The following is a 17,214-nucleotide window of genomic DNA, read 5'->3' as shown; positions in this document are numbered from 1 at the left end:
AGGCGTCATTCAGGAATTGCATCTGTCATGACTTGGTCTTTTTTATCTTTCACACCACGCGATCCGCACTTGAACACGTGGAAGGTCAAGGACCTGCCGAGCAAGCCTGCGCCCTTTGTGGTGTTTTTTATCGGTCGCTTTAAGGGCTGGTATGGGGCGATTCTGCTGCTGCAGATCGCCGCCGTGGTTTGCACCATTCTCATTCCATGGGGGCTGGGGCAGATCACCCGCACCGTAAGCAGCGGCCTGGATACCGAGCATGCATTTGAGGTATTGCAGTGGCCGTTGACCTTGTTCAGCGGGCTCCTGGTGCTGGAGGTCTTGCTGACCCGGGCCGCCGCAGGCTGTCACATCCAAGTGTTGCCGTTACAGCGACGCACTGTCACCCATGCGGTGTTTGCTTATCTGCAACAACATTCGCACCGGTTCATCAGCAACGAGTTCGCTGGCGCCCTGACGCACCGGGTGTTCGAAATCGCGCTGGGCGTTAATCAGACGCTGAGCATTCTTTTGTTTGACCTGATTCCGCTCCTGGTGACCCTTACGCTGGCCACGGTTTTGTTATGGACCGCTTCGCCGCTGCTGGCGATGTTCATGGCCGGTTGGTCGATAGTCTTCATCGCGGTCTGTTACGTGTTGGCGCGACGCAGCCATCCACTCGCGCAACGGTATTCGGCGGCTCGCAGCACCAGCACCGGCAAGGTCGTCGATGCGGTGTCCAACCTGGCGAACATCAGGCTGTTCGCGCGCCATGCGTTCGAGCACAGCTATCTCGGCAAGTTTCTCGACAAGGAAGTGGCTGCGGCCTATCAATCCCTGTGGTACATGGAGAAGATTCGCTGGTTCCAGACCGGCTGCGGGGTTGTCCTCAAGCTGGGGATGCTGCTGATGGCCCTGTATCTTTGGCGCACACAACGGATCGACATTGCCGCGTTTGTCATGTCCACCAGCCTGTCGCTGTTGATCATCAGTGATGTGGGTAACCTGTCCCGACGGTTTCTCGAGTTTTTCGAGGCGACCGGAAATATCGCCAATGGGGTCCGCACCCTGATCCGGCCCCACGAAGTGATCGACCGCCCTGATGCAAAAGCTTTGCAGATCAAACGCGGCGACATAGAATTCCGCGATGTTGGCTTCAGCTACGGTGCCGACAAGCCAATTTTCGAATGTTTGAATCTGGTGATTCCGGCGGGCCAGAAAGTCGGCTTGGTAGGGACTTCGGGCTCGGGAAAATCCACCTTACTCAACCTGCTGCTGCGTTTGTACGATGTACAGCAAGGGGCGGTGCTGATTGACGGTGTGGATGTTCGCGATGCTACCCAGCACTCCCTGCATCAGCAGATCGGCCTGATCCCCCAGGAACCAGGCCTGTTCCACCGTAGCATTCGCGAGAATATCCACTATGGACGGATGGACGCTTCGCTTGAGGAGTTTGCCGAAGCGATTCACCGCGCCGGAGCCAGTGAGTTTATCGAGGGCATGGAGCACGGTTATGAGTCACTGGTTGGGGAGCGAGGGGTCAAGTTGTCCGGTGGGCAACGGCAACGCATCGCCATCGCACGGGTGCTACTCAAGAACGCGCCGATTCTGGTGATGGACGAGGCGACCTCTAGCCTGGACTCGATCACCGAACGTTTTATTCAGGACAAGCTGGATGAAATCATGGAGGACAAGACGGTGGTCGTGGTGGCCCACCGGCTGTCTACCGTGGCCCACTTGGACCGGATTCTGGTGTTCGACAAGGGCAGGGTGATCGAAGACGGCAGCCACGAAGAGCTGCTGCGTCTGGGCGGGCAATATTCTCGATTGTGGAATCGTCAGTTCAGCGATGCGTTGGGGGATGCGGTCGTTTGATGCTTCCTGTTGGAGCTGCCGAAGTCTGCGAAGGCGATACTCCTGACGCGCCGTGATTCGCAGCCTTCGGCATTTCCTGAAGCACTGCATCGCTCATTGATAAAAAAACAGGCTGCCCCTCATGCCAAAGGAACAGCCTGTAAAAACCACGAAGTTTTTGAATAGCTTTCAGCCAGTCACTTGGCGGTGATCACCGACAATTTGGTAATCCCTGCCCGCTCGATGGACGCCATGGCGCGCGCCACTTCCCCGTAGTTCACGCCATCGTCAGCCTGCAGTTGCACGCGCACGTCCGGGGCTTTTTCCCTGGCGGCCTTGAGGTTGGTTTCCAGCAGATCCGGCTGGACCTCATCCTTATTGATGAACAATTTGCCCTGCCCGTCGATGCTCACCACCAACGGGTCTTTCTGCTCCACCGGGGCAACGGATTCAGTCTTGGGAAGGTTGATCGGGATCGAGTTGGTCAGCAGTGGCGCGGTGACAATGAACACCACCAGCAACACCAGCATCACGTCTACCAGCGGAGTGACGTTGATCTCGCTCAGCACTTCATCGCTGTCTTGTGTGGAGAAAGCCATCTCAGGACGCCTCCAGCACTTTCTGTCCAACCGGGCTTGAACCGGACTTGTTCAGCACCGGGTGCAGCAGGACACGGAACGAGTTCTTTTGCGCCAGGCTGTAGAAGTCGTGGGCGAAGTCATCCAGGTCAGCAGCGGTCAGTTTCAGGCGACGCAGGAAGTAGTTGTAAACCAGCACCGCAGGTACCGCGACCGCGATACCGACGCCGGTGGCAACCAGTGCTGCGCCGATAGGGCCTGCTACGGTTTCAAGGCTTGCCGAACCCGCAGCGCTGATGCCTTTCAAGGCGGACATGATGCCCCAGACCGTCCCGAACAGACCGATAAACGGCGAGGTGCTACCGATACTGGCAACTACCGCCAAACCGGTTTCCAGCGAGCGACGCTCACGGACGATCTGCTGACGCAGAGCCCGTTCCAGACGATCCTGATGATTGATCGCATGGCTCAGGTCGGTGGCTTGCGCGCCGTCCGGCACCTGAATGGCGGCATAACCGGCCAACGCTACACGGGCGGCTGCGCCCGGTTGTTCCTGAGCCAGTTGCGCGGCGGAATCGAGGCTCGAGGCGGCCCAGAACTGCTTGTGGAATTTACGATCCTGGTTTTTCAGGCGGGTGAACTGCACGCCCTTGAGCAGGGCCAGGCCCCATGTGGCGACGGAGAACAGGACCAGCAGCCAGATGACCGCGTGTTCAACAGATTCGAAGGGGGAAGCAAGTAGGTTCATGGCGCGGCTCTCTTTGAAAAAGTCATGTCTCTGAACAAGACAGGTTGTGTAGCGATGCGCCTTTTGCTCAGGTAGCTCGCAGATTCAAACGAATAAGGGTTAACGAATCTTGAAATCGATGGGCACGCTGACCCAACCGTCCTGGGCAACATCGCCCTGCTTGGCCGGCACAAAACTCCAGCGCTTCACTGCGGCCAATGCGGCGTCATCAAGCTGATCGCGACCGCTGCTTTTCTGCAGCTGGATCTCGCCCGGTTTGCCGCTGGCCAGTACATGCACCCGCAACAACACCGTGCCTTCCCAACCGCGACGCATGGCCAGCGATGGGTATTCCGGGGCCGGATTTTTCAGGTAACCGGCGTTGGCGGAAGCTGGCGTCACCGGTTTGGGTGCCGGCGGCGCAGGCGGTGCCGGGGCTGCAACCGGTTGTGGCGGAGCCGTTGGTGCTGGCGGTTGCTCAACGGGTTTGGCCACCGGCTTGGGCACAGGTTTTACGACCGGTTTAGGCTTTGGAATCGGCTTGGGCGGTGGCGGTTTGACCGCGAGTTCGTCTTCCACTGGCGGTGGTGGTTCCTCGACCACCGGCTGCACGATGGGCTCGGGCGGCGGTGGTGGGGGCTCAACAACCGGTGGCGCTGGCTGGGAAAACTCGATGGTCATCGGTGGAATTTCGGGGGGCGCTACCGGCAGCTGAACAGGCGGATTCTGGTTGACCCAATAAATGACCGCGCCGTGCAACACCAAGGCGAACACGCCCAGCAACACCGCTTCACGACGGCTCAAAATCCGTTTCGGCGTGCTGTGCAGACGCGACAGCGCCAAAGGACCGCGATAAACGCGCCCCAGATCGAGCAGCTCGCCGCCCGGTGCCGGACGCCACAGCACATCCAGTGCATTGGCGCTTTGGACATTGGCCATTAATAACTCCTGGCGTTAAGCGAAACATTAAATGCCTCGTCATCAATATGCAGCAGACTTACAACTCCAAACTTCGGTCTCCTGATTATTTAACCAAAGCAAGACCCATACCAGCTTCTTCGTCGCGGCCAAGCGCGATATTTCAATTGTAATGAAGCGTGCAAGTGTGGAGAAAAAGCATTTTTGTCTAATGGGTGTTGCTACGCCAACAGTTGGAGTTAACTTGATCGATTAGATCAAGGTGCTTGAGCGTCTGTAACGCTCTAGAACGTGTGATGGCTAGAAACCGACTGCTTGATAGGGATAAGGATGTTGTGTTTTTTATCTGTGTGGCAATCCGGACATTATAAGTGTCGTGACTCACTGTTGTTTTTCGGTCAGTACTTCAGCAATGTGTTTCGGTAAACAGCGGTTGTTTATAAAAAATTACCCGTTTTAGTGTTGTTTTCGAGTGGCACGAACCCTGCAATATCCCTTTGAGAGCGCGACTATACAAATAGATGCTCCATCCAAAATAACTTGCGAGGGTATTTAATTGATGTGGCAGAAGTTTGATAATCGCGCTCTGCGTCTTGATTCGCTGGCAACCGCCTCCAGTCTCGGCATTCTTTTGATGTTGGTCCACGGCACCTCGGTCGCGGCGCAGGATCCGTCGGAAAACCAGAATCCGGTACTGAGTACGGTGGTGGTTACCGGCGCGGCGGCAACTGAAGCTCAAAAGGCTGAAAAAGAACTGAAGAAGGTCGCGGGACAAACCGCCGTAGTGGACAACCGGGAGATCGAACGGGGTCGGGCGGCCAATGCCGAAGACATACTGGCGTTACAGCCGGGGGTATTTGCCCAAGCTACCAGCGGTTCGGGCGCCAACAAGATTTCGATACGGGGTTCAGGGCTTAACACCTTTTACCAAGGGTATGTGCTGGGGATTAAATTTCTGTACGACGGCTTGCCGCTGACCGGGCCGGGTGGTACCCAGGAGGACATGCTGGACATGGCCTCCGTGGATCACACTGAAGTGCTCTATGGCGCCAATGCGTTCAATTATTCGGCGTTGTCCCTGGGGGGCGCTATCAACTTTGTCAGCAAGACCGGTCGAACCGATCCGGGCAACTATGCACGATTCGAAGTGGGCAGCTTCGGCTATCGCAAGCAGCAGCTGAGCACCGGTGGCGTGGTGGGTGACAGCGATTACTACGTCAGCGTATTGCACAACGAACGAGACGGGTATCAGGACAATACTTCCAACGAAGGGCAGGGCATCGTCGCCAACTTCGGGCATGTGTTTAATCCAAAGCTGGAGACTCGGTTCTTCTTGCGTTACAGGGAAGAAACCCTGACTCAGGGCAATACACTGACCAAGTACCAGCTCAAGCATGACCCCAAGAGCAACGAAGTGCCTTTTGGCCGACGCAAGGATGGTTCTACGTTGCTGGGCAGCAAGACCACCTATACCTTTGATGATAATGCCAAGCTGGAGGTCGGTCTTGGCTACAACAACTATCCGCTGCTGAACGGTTGGCGCTATTCCGCCTCGCCTGGGGACTGGCGCTCCAAGGATATCAACCTGACCCTGCGCTACCTGCGCACCGGCGACACTTTCTTCGGCCTGCCTAGTGATAGCACGGCGACCTTCAGTACTACTCGTTCCTACCTGGCTGACGTGAAGGCCCATAGCCGTGCCACCGGAGCCCTGCAGCAGGAAACCAATTACACCGGGTCGCGGGATACCGTGTTTTCCCTGGGCAATGAATTACAGATCGGCGAGCGCACATGGCTGTCCACCGGCCTTTCGTTTATCAATATCAAGCGCAAAGCCGAAATCGAATACACCACGGGCACCAACACCACCGAGTTCCCCAACGGCGTCGAGTACAGCGAGAATGAAATCGCTCCGCGCATAGGCCTGCGTTATCAGCTGACCCCAGAGTTCGAGCTGTTCGGTAACGTCAGCCGTTCTATCGATCCACCGGTGACCTGGCAACTGGGCAGCACCGGTGTGCCCTACCTGCGTGATGTCCGACCACAGAAGGGCAATACGGTGGAATTCGGTATTCGTGGCGGGCATGGCATCTTCGATGGCAGCCTGACGGTTTACCGGTCATGGATCCAGAAGGAATTGCTATCGGTGGTCGTGCGTCAGGCCAGTGCCACTCAGGACCAACTCATCGCCACCTCCAACGGCAGCAAAACGATTCATCAAGGTATCGAAGCCGGGCTGAATGCGTTGCTCTGGGAAGGTCAGAATGGTGACACCGTCACGCTGCGCCAGGCCTATACGTTGAACGACTTCCACTATCGCAACGACGACCAGTTCGGCGACAACGAGCTGCCGAGCCTGCCACGTGAGGTCTATCAGGCTGAACTGCAGTATCGGCAGACCGGCGGCTTTTATGCGCAACTCAACGCCCGGGCCGCTTCCAGCTACTACGTCGACTTTGCCAATAGTCTCAGCGCGCCGTCCTACACCATCTGGGGCGCAAAACTGGGCTATGAGGCACCCAGCAAGAAGTGGGAGGTGTTTGTCGACGCACGTAACCTGACCAACGAACGCTACGCTACGGCGGCGAATACAGCCTACGATGCAAACGGTCAGGACTCGGCAAATTTCTATCCAGGTGATCCGATCAATGTGACAACGGGCGTGGCTTTCCGCTTCTAGTCGTCTTTATCAAGCCTGCCGCAATGACAGGCTTGATAGCCGAGCGGCGCGATCAATAGCACAGATTTATTCCATGCTTCGGAGGAATATCATGCGGTTGTACATCGCGCGTCATGGGCAGACGGACGCCAATGCACAGCATCGTTATATTGGCTCGCTCGATCCTGAGCTGAATGAGGCGGGGCAGGGCTCAGGCGGTGAGTCTGCGACTGGAGTTACCCTCATCAATCAACGCCATTGTCGTATCGCCGTTACTGCGCGCGAGGCAAACGGCCGAGATCATCAACGAGCACCTGAATCTGCCGTTGCATATGATCGACTCTTTTCGTGAACGAAATGTGGGTGTTTTTGAAGGTCTCACCCAGACTGAGGCCCGGCATCGTTACCCCGACCTGTGGGCGCAAAATATCACTCGACAATGGCATCTAGCGCCGCCCGATGGCGAGTCAGTAGCCCAGACTTTCACAAGGGCACACCGCGGGTTAGTGCAGTTGATTGAAAGTTCTGGGTCAGAAAACCTGTTACTGGTCGCCCATGGCTTTATCGCCAAAAGCTTGCGCGCGCTGGTGCGCCGGGACTTCTCGGATTTCTATGACTGGCAATTAAACAACGGGCAACTGCTAGAGCTGGATGGTATTGAAACCGTGCGGGATTACAGTGTTCCTTTCCAGGATCCTCTGCCAATATCGCATTCAAGCGGCGCCTGATGCCGGCAAACGGAATTTTATCAATATGGATATTTAGACACTGATATGGAAGCTCGAAGGGAGTTTGCGTCAACAGGAGGTGCGACTCGATGAGCACTCAGACTGCTCCAACGGCAATGAGCACTCTGCGGATTTGAGCTGAGGTGATCCGATAGCGTTCAACGGCGATAGTGAACTTTCGCGCGTGCTTTTCGAGACAAAGATTGTTGAGCCTCAGGCTGGGGGCATCGTTTTCAAACCATCCAAAGCATGCCCTCAGATGTGCCCCCAATGTAGCAATCCACCGGAAGTGAATGAAGCTCGGTGGTCCACGAAATGGCAAAAATGATCAGAAGAGCTGCCTGTTCTACTAGGCCTAAAGACTCTCAGGATCCCCAAAAAACATCTGAATCCGCGACCTTAACCACCTTTCACCCGGATCATTATCCTGCGACCCACGCCATGCCATGTGCAGTTCGAAGGTCTGGGTTTCGATAGGCAATGCCTCAGCTCTTACTCCGCCAGCGGCAGTCAGCACAGCCGCCGCGTAGTCGGGTACTGTGGCGACGATGTCGGTACCGGCGAGAAGGGTGGCCAGGCCGTTGAACTGCGGGACAGCGAGGACGACGTGGCGTTTGTGGCCGAGCTTCTCGAGGTGTTCGTCGATGAAACCACTCAAGTCCCCTGCAAACGAAACCAGTGCGTGGGGGCGGGAGCAGAAGTCTTCGAGGCTTAATGCGCCGGGCATGGTGTCGGCGCGTAGCAGCATGGGTTTGCTGCGGCGCAGGACTTTGCGTTTGGCGTTGGCTGGCAGGTCGCTGGTATAGCTGACGCCGATGGATATCTCGCCGGACGCCAACAGTGCGGGCATCAGGATGTAGTTGACCCGGCGGATGACCAGCACGATACCCGGTGACTCGGAACGCAGGCGTTTGAGCAGGGACGGCAGCAGGGCGAATTCGACATCGTCCGAGAGGCCGATGCGGAAGACTGCGGTGCTGGTCGCCGGGTCAAACTCCGAAGCGCGGCTGACGGCTGTGGAAATCGAATCAAGGGCTGGCGAGAGCAGGGCGAAGATCTCTGTTGCCCGAGCCGTCGGCTCCATGCTGCGACCTGTGCGCACAAACAACGGATCGTCAAACAGGCCACGCAAGCGCGACAGGGCAGCACTGATCGCCGGTTGGCCGAGAAAAAGCTTTTCGGCCGCACGCGTCACGCTGCGCTCATGCATCAGGGTTTCAAAGACAATGAGCAAATTGAGGTCGACGCGACGCAGGTCGTTGCGGTTCATGGCGGGAGATCTCGGCCGTTGATCAATGCGATGGTGTGCAAACAGCGGAACACTTGCAGCTGTCTGGTGAAGCAGGGTGGATCTAGCTGACACATCTCGGGCGTGAATAGTACGAGCAAACGCTACCTTTGCGCATTCATAAATTTTCGGCGCGCCAGACGTCCGGCAATGCTGCGGGTTGCATTGTCCGGCTGACATGCGAACAATGGCCGCCCATGAGCGTTTGACGATTGGCCTGGGAATATCCATGCGAAACCTATGACAATCGATGACAGACATGTCGACTATTAATAGCCACTGATAGTGTTACCGGCAGAGCCCGGATAGAGTTCATGGCATCAAGGTTTTCTAGGCGAGGTTCGAAATGTCCCGCACGATCCGTTTTCATCAGTTTGGTCCAGCCGAGGTGCTCAAGATCGAAGAGCATCCGGTCGCGTTGCCAGCACCCGGCGAGGTTCAGGTACGTGTCCAGGCGATCGGTATCAGCTGGTACGACGTGCTATGGCGGCAGAACCTGGCGCCTTCACAGGCACGGCTCCCCGCAGGTATCGGTCAGGAAATGGCCGGTGTTGTCACCGCAGTGGGTGAGGGCGTCGATGATCTGAAGGTCGGTGACAAGGTTGCCAGTTTCCCTGCGGCCGATCCGAATCAGCATCCGGTTTACGGTGAAACCATCGTCATGCCGCGTACGTCATTGACGCGTTATCCCGATGTTTTGACCCCTATTGAGGCCAGCGTGCACTACACGCCGTTGCTGGTGGCGTACTTCGCGTATGTTGACCTGGCGCGAATCAAGCCGGGCCAAACCGCGTTGGTCACGGATGCCAGCCACTGTGCGGGACCTTCGTTTGTGCAGTTGGGCAAGGCATTGGGTTTGAAAGTGATCGCGGTCACCAAAACCGACGACGCTCGCGAGTACCTGTTGTCTCTGGGCGCCGACAAAGTGGTGGTGACCGAAGAGCAGGACCTGCTGATGGCCGTCAACAAGTACACGGACAATCGCGGTGTCGATGTCGTGCTCGACGGTCTGGGCGGTCCACAGATGTCGATCATGGGTGATGTGCTTGCGCCTCGCGGCAGCCTGGTGCTGTACGGCCTGCAAGGCGGTAATCAGACGCCATTCCCGGCCTGTGCAGCGTTCCAGAAAAACATTCAGTTCTTCGTACATTGCCTGGGTAACTTCACGGGTAAGCCGGAACTGGGGATCACTCAGGATGACGCGGCGCTGCAACGTGCGCTGCGTGACATCAATCAACTGACTGCCGATCGGGTGCTGGAACCCCTCAAAACCCGGGTTTTCGCGTTCAGTGATGTGGTTCAGGCGCACCGCTACATGGATGGTTGCCCGATTGGTGGCCGTGCAGTGCTGGAAGTGGAAGAGCCTCAGGCCTGATCAGGCGGGTTGTTTCACCCTTGAATGCCCTCCACGCTGGAGGGCATTTTGCTGTGTGACATTTGACTTTAGTCCGTAACCTGAACGTTATTTCAAAGCATTTAAACATTCAGCGCCCTATTGTTTGTGTGCGCTGGCAATTATTAAACGAATCTGCGAGAGCGCGGCAATGCTTATGGGGTTGAGTGTGTGATATCTATCGCATCTTGCCGGGATTGAATACCTGTTTATCGCAAGTTCGCAAGTGCATGGTTTGAAACCCGATGTTCTGTGGGCGCGAATTCATTCGCGAAGGCGGCAGCCCAGACACGCACTCCTGATTGAATTGACGCCCTCAAGGCTAGCATTGCAGCACGACGGCCTTGCGCAAAGGCTCTATGAAGCACCTCAATAATAGAATTTTATAAACGGGAAATTAAACTAACACGTTTAATGTGTGCAAACTTAAACGCACTAATCGCGCCTCTTTAATTCCTGTTTCACATCTTGTAATTACCAAATTAATATCGATAATAGTTGGGTGCTTTTACCACTCAGGGAATGAGTCATGGTCAATTATGATTTTTCAAGGCTGTCCGATTTTAAACTCCTTTCTTGCAACGCACTTCGTTGGGGAATGCAAAGGAGTGCATCAGCATGAGCTCCATTCACGAACAGGCGATGAACTACGTCTATCAGCAAGTGCTGCAGCGGCTGCTGGGTTATTTTCGACGAGCAGAGCGCACGGCGCTGCAGTTGCTGATTCAGCGATTGATTGTGGCCGCAGGCGGCATTGAGCGTATTTCAAGTTTCAATGTGCTGGTGCCTTTCAGTGGCGGCAAGGACAGCGCCTATACCGTGGCGCTGTTGCGAGCCGCCCAGTTGAGCATTGCCGGGCGCGCACCTGCCACCTTCAACCTGCGTGTCGCCAACATGCGCCATGCCGGCATTACACCGGCAGTCATGGAGAATATCCAGCGGACCTACTCAGCACTGTTTCTGCATGACGACCCTCGAGTGGAACTGCTGGAGGTTGACCATCAGGTGGTCAGAGTCTTTGAGCCAGATGTGCCCATGTCCCGTGCCGGACGGGAGCAGAATCGTTCGGACATGCTGGTCAATGGTCATGTGTCTGCCGGGGACGGCCGGACCACGTTCTGCAACAGCTGTTACCTGGGCATCGCCGAGTTCTTTGAGCTGGCTACCACCTGGGGCGGCGGGGTCGATGCGGTGGTGAGTGGCGATTCGCGCAAGGAGCAAAAACAGTACGTCACGTGGGTCATGCGCCTGGCGCCCGGCACTGCGCATCGTTTCAGCGATTCGGGAAACCAGAATTTCAACACAATGTTGAGTGTTGTTGGCAGTATCAGCCAGTCCTATCAGCAGGAGCTGTACGGGGCCAATGATGAGTCAGGGGATCAGTTGATCGCTCCCGTCAGCGTTACAAACAAGGCAGGGGCGCCAGCATTCATTGCCATCTCTGACCTGATCGTCAGCAATGCCGAAGAGCACTGGAAGCTGCTGACCGAATTCCTGGGGTTCCGCTTTGAGGACCTGGCGTTCAGTTTCAGTGAATCCGATTGCGCAAACCCGTTGTTGATGGCGCACATGCGCGGGTTGAAAGTGCAGTATGTCCAGGGACGCAGTTATGCCGAGGGGGTCGAGGAGTATTTGCAACTGGCCAAAGCAATGATGCGTCGTAAAGGCATGCCTCAGCGCCTGATCGATCAGGCCATGAGCGCCTATGCCAGCGAGGAGGGCATTGCGTCCCGTCGCGAGTTGGCAGCTACGTTTGCACAGGAAGGTTTTGGCGTCAGCGAAGCACAGCTGATTTGCCTGCTGTTTTCGCCTTTCGTCAATGAAGGGCGAGAGCTAGAGGGTTTCCTGCGGCGCCTGCATCCCGGCATGCTGGTCGCCTTGCCGGACTTGCATAAAGCCTTGCAGGGGATGGCCGCACCCGATCAGGTTCTGCAATGGCTGGTTGATATAAGCGGGCTGACCCTTGAAGGCTTGCAGAGCCTGTACCGGAAAAAACGCGTGGATTTCAACGACCCGACCTCCATCATTGCCCGGGTGCGCGCCTCTGATCCTGACAAGAGAGGGGTCATGACCGTCGACCCGCAAACGGGTAGCAATGTCGTTGAGGTGCTTTCGGGGCGTTGACCGCGCGGTCGCCTGGCCGCGAAACGCTCTCGCGGCTGAAGCTGCTCCTATCAAACAAAATGCAATCACTTGACCTGGAATGATTTTCTGTAGGAGCTCACGAGCATCGCGAGGCAGCGATTGCGTCCTGTCTGATACACCGCCATCGCGGCCTCGCGGTGCTCGTGCGCTCCTACAGATCCAATGTTTGCTGCGCGACAGCGCGGTGTCAGTGACACCGGGGCGGCTCTCGTCAAACAATATGCAAGCTGCTGGATTGAAATACATTTCCCGTGGGAGCTGCCGAAGGCTGCGAAGCATTTCTCCTGATAAACCGCGATCGCAGCCTTCGGCAGCTCCTACAGTCCAGTGTTTGCTTGGGGAATTGCGCTGCGCCAGGGCATAGATCAATCCCCAAAGATCCTTGCATAACCTGAATCATCCAGGCCCCGCCGATCCATTTGTATTTGCCAGATATAACCGGTGCTGTTATCTGTATGCCCATCCAGTACCGGCATTTCAGGTTGTGACCGTCATTTCTTCATCCATCAGTTCTGAAACAGGAAACGGTATCAGCACTCAAGAGCTGCGCTCCCTGGCGCCTGATCCCGCTGATCAGGCTCGTTATCTTGTCGCGGTTCGTGCGCTGTGCGAGTTCACCGCCAAAGCAGGCGACCTTGATCTTCGTTTCACGCCATGTCCTACTGCACAGGAAGGCATCGCGGGGCATCGCAGTGTTGCGGCGCGACGCGGCCCCGGTTATCAGTCAGAGGTTTCACTGTCGGGTGAATATCAGCAACTGAGGATTAGTGGTCGGGCCGATGGTTATGACCCGGCACTGAACCAGTTGGAGGAGATCAAGACTTACCGCGGCGAACTATCAACGATGCCGGACAATCACCGGCAGTTGCACTGGGCGCAGGTGAAGGTCTACGGCTGGCTGCTCTGCCAGCAATTGCAGTTGGACGAAGTCAACCTGGCACTGGTGTATTTCAACATTGTCACCGAACAGGAAACGTTGATTCGTGAGCGCTTTACCGCGCCTACTCTGCAGGCATTCTTTCAGCGACATTGCGCCATATTTTTGCGCTGGGCAGAGCAGGAGCTGGAGCACTCCAGTGAGCGTAATCAGCTGTTGAGCCAGCTGAAATTTCCTCACGGGAGTTTCCGTACCGGTCAGCGTCATCTGGCGGAATCGGTTTACAGGGCAGTCAGCACCGGTCGTTGCCTGATGGCGCAGGCGCCCACCGGTATTGGTAAAACCATTGGCACTTTGTTTCCGATGCTCAAGGCTGCGCCGACGCAGAAGCTGGACAAAGTGTTCTTCCTGACCGCCAAAACGCCTGGCCGCAAGCTGGCGCTGGATGCGTTGAGAGTGATCCGTACGAGTGCGCCGGAGTTGAAATTGCGCGTGCTGGAGCTGGTCGCCCGGGACAAGGCTTGCGAGCATCCGGATAAAGCCTGCAATGGCGATTCCTGCCCGCTGGCCAAGGGTTTTTATGACCGTTTGCCGGCGGCGCGCAGTGCTGCGTTGTACGCTCCGTGGCTGGACCAGGCCGGTATGCGTGATGTGGCACTTGCTCATGAGGTCTGCCCGTACTACCTCAGTCAGGAGATCGCGCGCTGGGCGGACGTGGTGATTGCTGACTACAACTACTATTTCGATCTCAGCGGCTTGTTGTTCGGGCTCAGCCAGTTCAATCAGTGGCGCGTTGCGGTGTTGGTTGACGAAGCCCACAACATGGTCGAGCGAGCCAGGCAGATGTACAGCGCCAGCCTGGATCAGCAGAACCTGAGCACGTTGCGCCAGACGGCACCCGAAGCGTTGCAGAAAACCCTGCAACGCTTGAATCGTGAATGGAATGCGCTGCACAAGGAGCAGGTTGCTCCGTATCAGGCCTATGCCGAAACCCCGGGCAAATTTCTGCAAAGCCTGAACCTGTGCGTCGCATCCATGGGGGATTATTTCAATGATCACCCTCATGCAATGAATGGCGCGCTGCAAAACTTTTATTTTGAGGCGATTGCGTTTGTGCGCATCGCCGAGTTGTTCGACGAGCATTTTGTGTTCGATATCAGCAAAAGGGCGCTGAGCAGCAAGCGCAGCTATTCCAGATTGTGCCTGCGCAATGTAGTGCCTGCCCGTTTCATTCGACCCAGGCTTACAGCAGCTCGTAGCAGCGTGTTGTTCTCGGCAACCCTGAGTCCGCGCCACTATTACGCTGATCTGTTGGGTTTACCCACGGATACCGCGTGGATTGATGTGGAATCGCCTTTCAGTCGCGAACAGCTGGACGTGCAGATCATCAGTCGTATTTCCACACGATTCACCCATCGTCAGGCGTCACTGGCGCCCATCGTGGAGCTTTTGTCTGAACAGTTTCAGGCTCGACCGGGCAACTATCTGGCGTTCTTCAGCAGTTTTGATTATCAGCAGCAAGTCGCGGATTTGATGCAGCAAAGCCATCCAAAAATCCCGATCTGGCAGCAGGCGCGAGGCATGAGCGAAAGTGATCGTCAGGGCTTTCTCGATCGTTTCACCCTGGAAAGTCAGGGCATCGGCTTCGCCGTACTGGGTGGCGCGTTTGGCGAAGGCATCGACTTGCCGGGCGCGCGATTGATCGGTGCATTCATTGCGACGCTGGGGCTGGCTCAACTCAACCCGGTCAATGAGCAGATCAAGCAACGCATGGCTGTGTTGTTCGGCGCGGGCTACGATTACACCTACCTCTTCCCAGGGGTGCAAAAGGTCGTGCAAGCGGCGGGGCGAGTGATTCGAGGGCAGCAGGATCAAGGCGTGGTCATGCTGATCGATGATCGATTTGCCGAGCCGAAGGTGCGTCAGTTACTCCCGCGCTGGTGGCAGCTATGAACGTTCAACGACTTAGGGATCGATAGCCGAGCAACAAGGTCCAACTGCCAGTAAACTGCCGCGCCGCTGATCGTTTTCTTGTGTCGTACAGCAGCCAGCATTATTTCTATTCTGCTTTTCATGGAGGTTGTATGAGTCTCAGTCCCTTCGCCGGCAAGCTGGCACCGCCTCAGTTGCTGGTCGATATTCCGCGACTGGTTACCGCTTATTACACCGGCCAGCCTGATGCATCGATTTCGACCCAGCGCGTAGCGTTTGGCACTTCCGGCCACCGTGGCAGCTCGTTCGAACTCAGCTTCAACGAGTGGCACGTTCTGGCGATCAGTCAGGCGATTTGCCTGTACCGTCAGGCCAACGGCATCGACGGACCGTTGTTTCTGGGGGCTGATACACACGCCTTGTCCACGCCGGCCGCTGCCAGCGCACTGGAAGTCCTTGCCGCCAATGGTGTGCAAGTGATGATTTCCGAAGGTGACGAATACACGCCAACCCCGGCGGTTTCCCACGCGATCATCTGCTACAACCGTGGCCGCACATCCGGCCTGGCAGACGGTATCGTCATCACGCCGTCGCACAACCCGCCGGAAAGCGGTGGCTTCAAGTACAACCCTCCCAATGGCGGTCCGGCAGACAGCCATATCACCAAGTGGATTGAAGCCAAGGCCAATGAACTGCTGGCGGAAAAAATTCAGGGCGTCAGCCGTATTACTCACGAACGAGCACTGCGTGCCGACACCACCCATCGTCATGATTATTTGAATACCTATGTGGCTGACCTGAAGAACGTCATCGACATGGACGCCATTCGCGACGCAGGTCTGCGCCTGGGCGTGGACCCGTTGGGCGGTGCCGGGGTGCGTTACTGGTCGGCTATTGGCGAGCACTACGGTCTGAATCTGGATGTCGTCAACCAGTTCGTCGATCCGACGTTCCGCTTCATGAGCGTTGACTGGGACGGCCGCATTCGTATGGACCCGTCATCCAACTTTGCCATGCAAGGCCTGATTGGCCTGAAAGACAAGTATCAGGTTGCATTTGCCTGCGATCCTGATCACGACCGCCACGGGATCGTAACCCCAACGGGTGGTCTGCTGGCTCCTAACAATTACCTGGCAGTCTCTATCGACTATCTGTTCCAGAACCGTCCGGGCTGGCGTGCGGACGCAGCGGTTGGCAAAACCGTGGTCAGCAGCGGCATGATTGATCGTGTCGCTACGCGTCTTGGTCGTCGCCTGTACGAAGTGCCAGTCGGCTTCAAATTCTTTGCTGAAGGCCTGTTCGATGGTTCGCTGGGTTTCGGCGGCGAAGAAAGCGCCGGTGCGTCGTTCCTGCGCAAGGACGGCACGGTCTGGACCACTGATAAGGACGGTCTGATTCCTGCGCTTTTGGCTGCAGAGATCACTGCTCGTAAAGGTCGCGATCCCAGCGAAATTTACCAGACACTGACTGAGCAACTGGGCGAGCCGTTCTCGACACGCGTTGAAGCCAAAGCCAGCCCTGAGCAGAAAGCGGCGCTGGGCAAACTGTCGCCGGATCAGGTCAAGTCAACGGAACTGGCGGGCGAGCCGATCCTGAGCGTTCTCAGCCATGCACCGGGCAATAATCAGGCGATTGGCGGTTTGAAAGTGATGACTGGAAATGGCTGGTTTGCAGCGCGGCCATCGGGTACCGAGGACATCTACAAGATCTATGCCGAGAGTTTTATCGGTGAAGAGCACCTCAAGCGTCTGGTAGCAGAAGCTCAGGTACTGGTGGATGCCGCGATTGCCTGATGCAAATTGAATTTGTAGGAGCTCACCTCGTAACCTCGGTGCGCTCTTGCAGGATCAATGAGGGCGGCGCTGTGTCCTGACAATGCGCTGTGGCGAAGTAAACATCGGGCACTGACTGTAGGAGTGAGCTTGCTCGCGATAGCGTCAGGCCAGACGGTAATTCCTCAAAAGGTCTACCGCTATCGCGAGCAAGCTCACTCCTACAGGGTCCGTGATCGCTGCACGACAGCACGACGTCTGGCTGACAGGGGCGCCCCTACAGAAAATGCATGTCAATTCAGTAAGTTGTTTTCCACAAAAAAGCCCGGACTCGCGAGAGTCCGGGCTTTTTCATTTGCAGCGA

General features: G+C 56.5%; 11 protein-coding genes and 1 pseudogene. 8 read left to right on the top strand and 4 right to left on the bottom strand.

Annotated features, from left to right (window positions below):
* Positions 1-27: 27 nt before the first annotated feature.
* Complete coding sequence (locus RX972_RS01630; RefSeq protein WP_316872304.1) at positions 28-1,854, top strand: ABC transporter ATP-binding protein; 1,827 nt, start codon at positions 28-30, stop codon at positions 1,852-1,854.
* Between the two features lie 176 nt (positions 1,855-2,030).
* Here RX972_RS01630 and RX972_RS01625 read toward each other — a convergent pair whose 3' ends face one another.
* The 3 genes from RX972_RS01625 to RX972_RS01615 all read right to left on the bottom strand — a co-directional run bounded on the left by RX972_RS01625 (position 2,031) and on the right by RX972_RS01615 (position 4,077).
* A complete protein-coding gene (locus RX972_RS01625; protein ID WP_096116022.1) occupies positions 2,031-2,432 on the bottom strand; it encodes an ExbD/TolR family protein in 402 nt (133 codons plus the stop codon).
* 1 nt (position 2,433) lies between these two features.
* On the bottom strand, positions 2,434-3,159 hold the full coding sequence (locus tag RX972_RS01620; protein WP_316872302.1) for a MotA/TolQ/ExbB proton channel family protein: 726 nt from the start codon (positions 3,157-3,159) through the stop codon (positions 2,434-2,436).
* Positions 3,160-3,258: 99 nt separating this feature from the next.
* The gene (locus RX972_RS01615; RefSeq protein ID WP_096116024.1) at positions 3,259-4,077 is read right to left on the bottom strand and encodes an energy transducer TonB; all 819 of its coding nucleotides are present in this window, start codon (positions 4,075-4,077) and stop codon (positions 3,259-3,261) included.
* Between the two features lie 538 nt (positions 4,078-4,615).
* Here RX972_RS01615 and RX972_RS01610 point away from each other — a divergent pair.
* The 3 genes and pseudogenes from RX972_RS01610 (at position 4,616) to RX972_RS01600 (ending at position 7,443) form a co-directional block, all read left to right on the top strand.
* Positions 4,616-6,736, top strand: a complete 2,121-nt coding sequence (locus tag RX972_RS01610; RefSeq protein ID WP_316872301.1) for a TonB-dependent receptor family protein — start codon at positions 4,616-4,618, stop codon at positions 6,734-6,736.
* Between the two features lie 73 nt (positions 6,737-6,809).
* Positions 6,810-6,881, top strand: a pseudogene (locus RX972_RS01605) (hypothetical protein); the annotation flags it as partial.
* Between the two features lie 52 nt (positions 6,882-6,933).
* The gene (locus tag RX972_RS01600; RefSeq protein ID WP_316872299.1) at positions 6,934-7,443 is read left to right on the top strand and encodes a histidine phosphatase family protein; all 510 of its coding nucleotides are present in this window, start codon (positions 6,934-6,936) and stop codon (positions 7,441-7,443) included.
* Between the two features lie 355 nt (positions 7,444-7,798).
* Here the strand turns inward: RX972_RS01600 and RX972_RS01595 are convergent, their stop codons facing one another.
* Positions 7,799-8,713, bottom strand: coding sequence for a LysR family transcriptional regulator (locus RX972_RS01595; protein ID WP_122805179.1), 915 nt, complete (start codon positions 8,711-8,713; stop codon positions 7,799-7,801).
* Between the two features lie 364 nt (positions 8,714-9,077).
* Here RX972_RS01595 and RX972_RS01590 point away from each other — a divergent pair, with 364 nt between their 5' ends.
* The 4 genes from RX972_RS01590 to pgm all read left to right on the top strand — a co-directional run bounded on the left by RX972_RS01590 (position 9,078) and on the right by pgm (position 16,871).
* On the top strand, positions 9,078-10,106 hold the full coding sequence (locus RX972_RS01590) for a zinc-dependent alcohol dehydrogenase family protein (protein ID WP_231674574.1): 1,029 nt from the start codon (positions 9,078-9,080) through the stop codon (positions 10,104-10,106).
* A gap of 636 nt (positions 10,107-10,742) precedes the next feature.
* Positions 10,743-12,248, top strand: coding sequence for a hypothetical protein (locus RX972_RS01585; protein ID WP_316872297.1), 1,506 nt, complete (start codon positions 10,743-10,745; stop codon positions 12,246-12,248).
* A gap of 550 nt (positions 12,249-12,798) precedes the next feature.
* Complete coding sequence (locus RX972_RS01580) at positions 12,799-15,099, top strand: ATP-dependent DNA helicase (protein WP_316872412.1); 2,301 nt, start codon at positions 12,799-12,801, stop codon at positions 15,097-15,099.
* Between the two features lie 131 nt (positions 15,100-15,230).
* Positions 15,231-16,871: a phosphoglucomutase (alpha-D-glucose-1,6-bisphosphate-dependent) gene (gene pgm / locus RX972_RS01575; protein WP_231674572.1), complete on the top strand. Its 1,641-nt coding sequence runs from the start codon at positions 15,231-15,233 to the stop codon at positions 16,869-16,871.
* The last annotated feature ends 343 nt before the right edge of the window (positions 16,872-17,214 follow it).

Source organism: Pseudomonas syringae group sp. J309-1 (assembly GCF_032582135.1).
Taxonomy (GTDB): domain Bacteria; phylum Pseudomonadota; class Gammaproteobacteria; order Pseudomonadales; family Pseudomonadaceae; genus Aquipseudomonas; species Aquipseudomonas quasicaspiana.
Note: the sequence above shows the minus strand (reverse complement) of the source record. Positions and strands in the feature narration are given on the sequence as shown.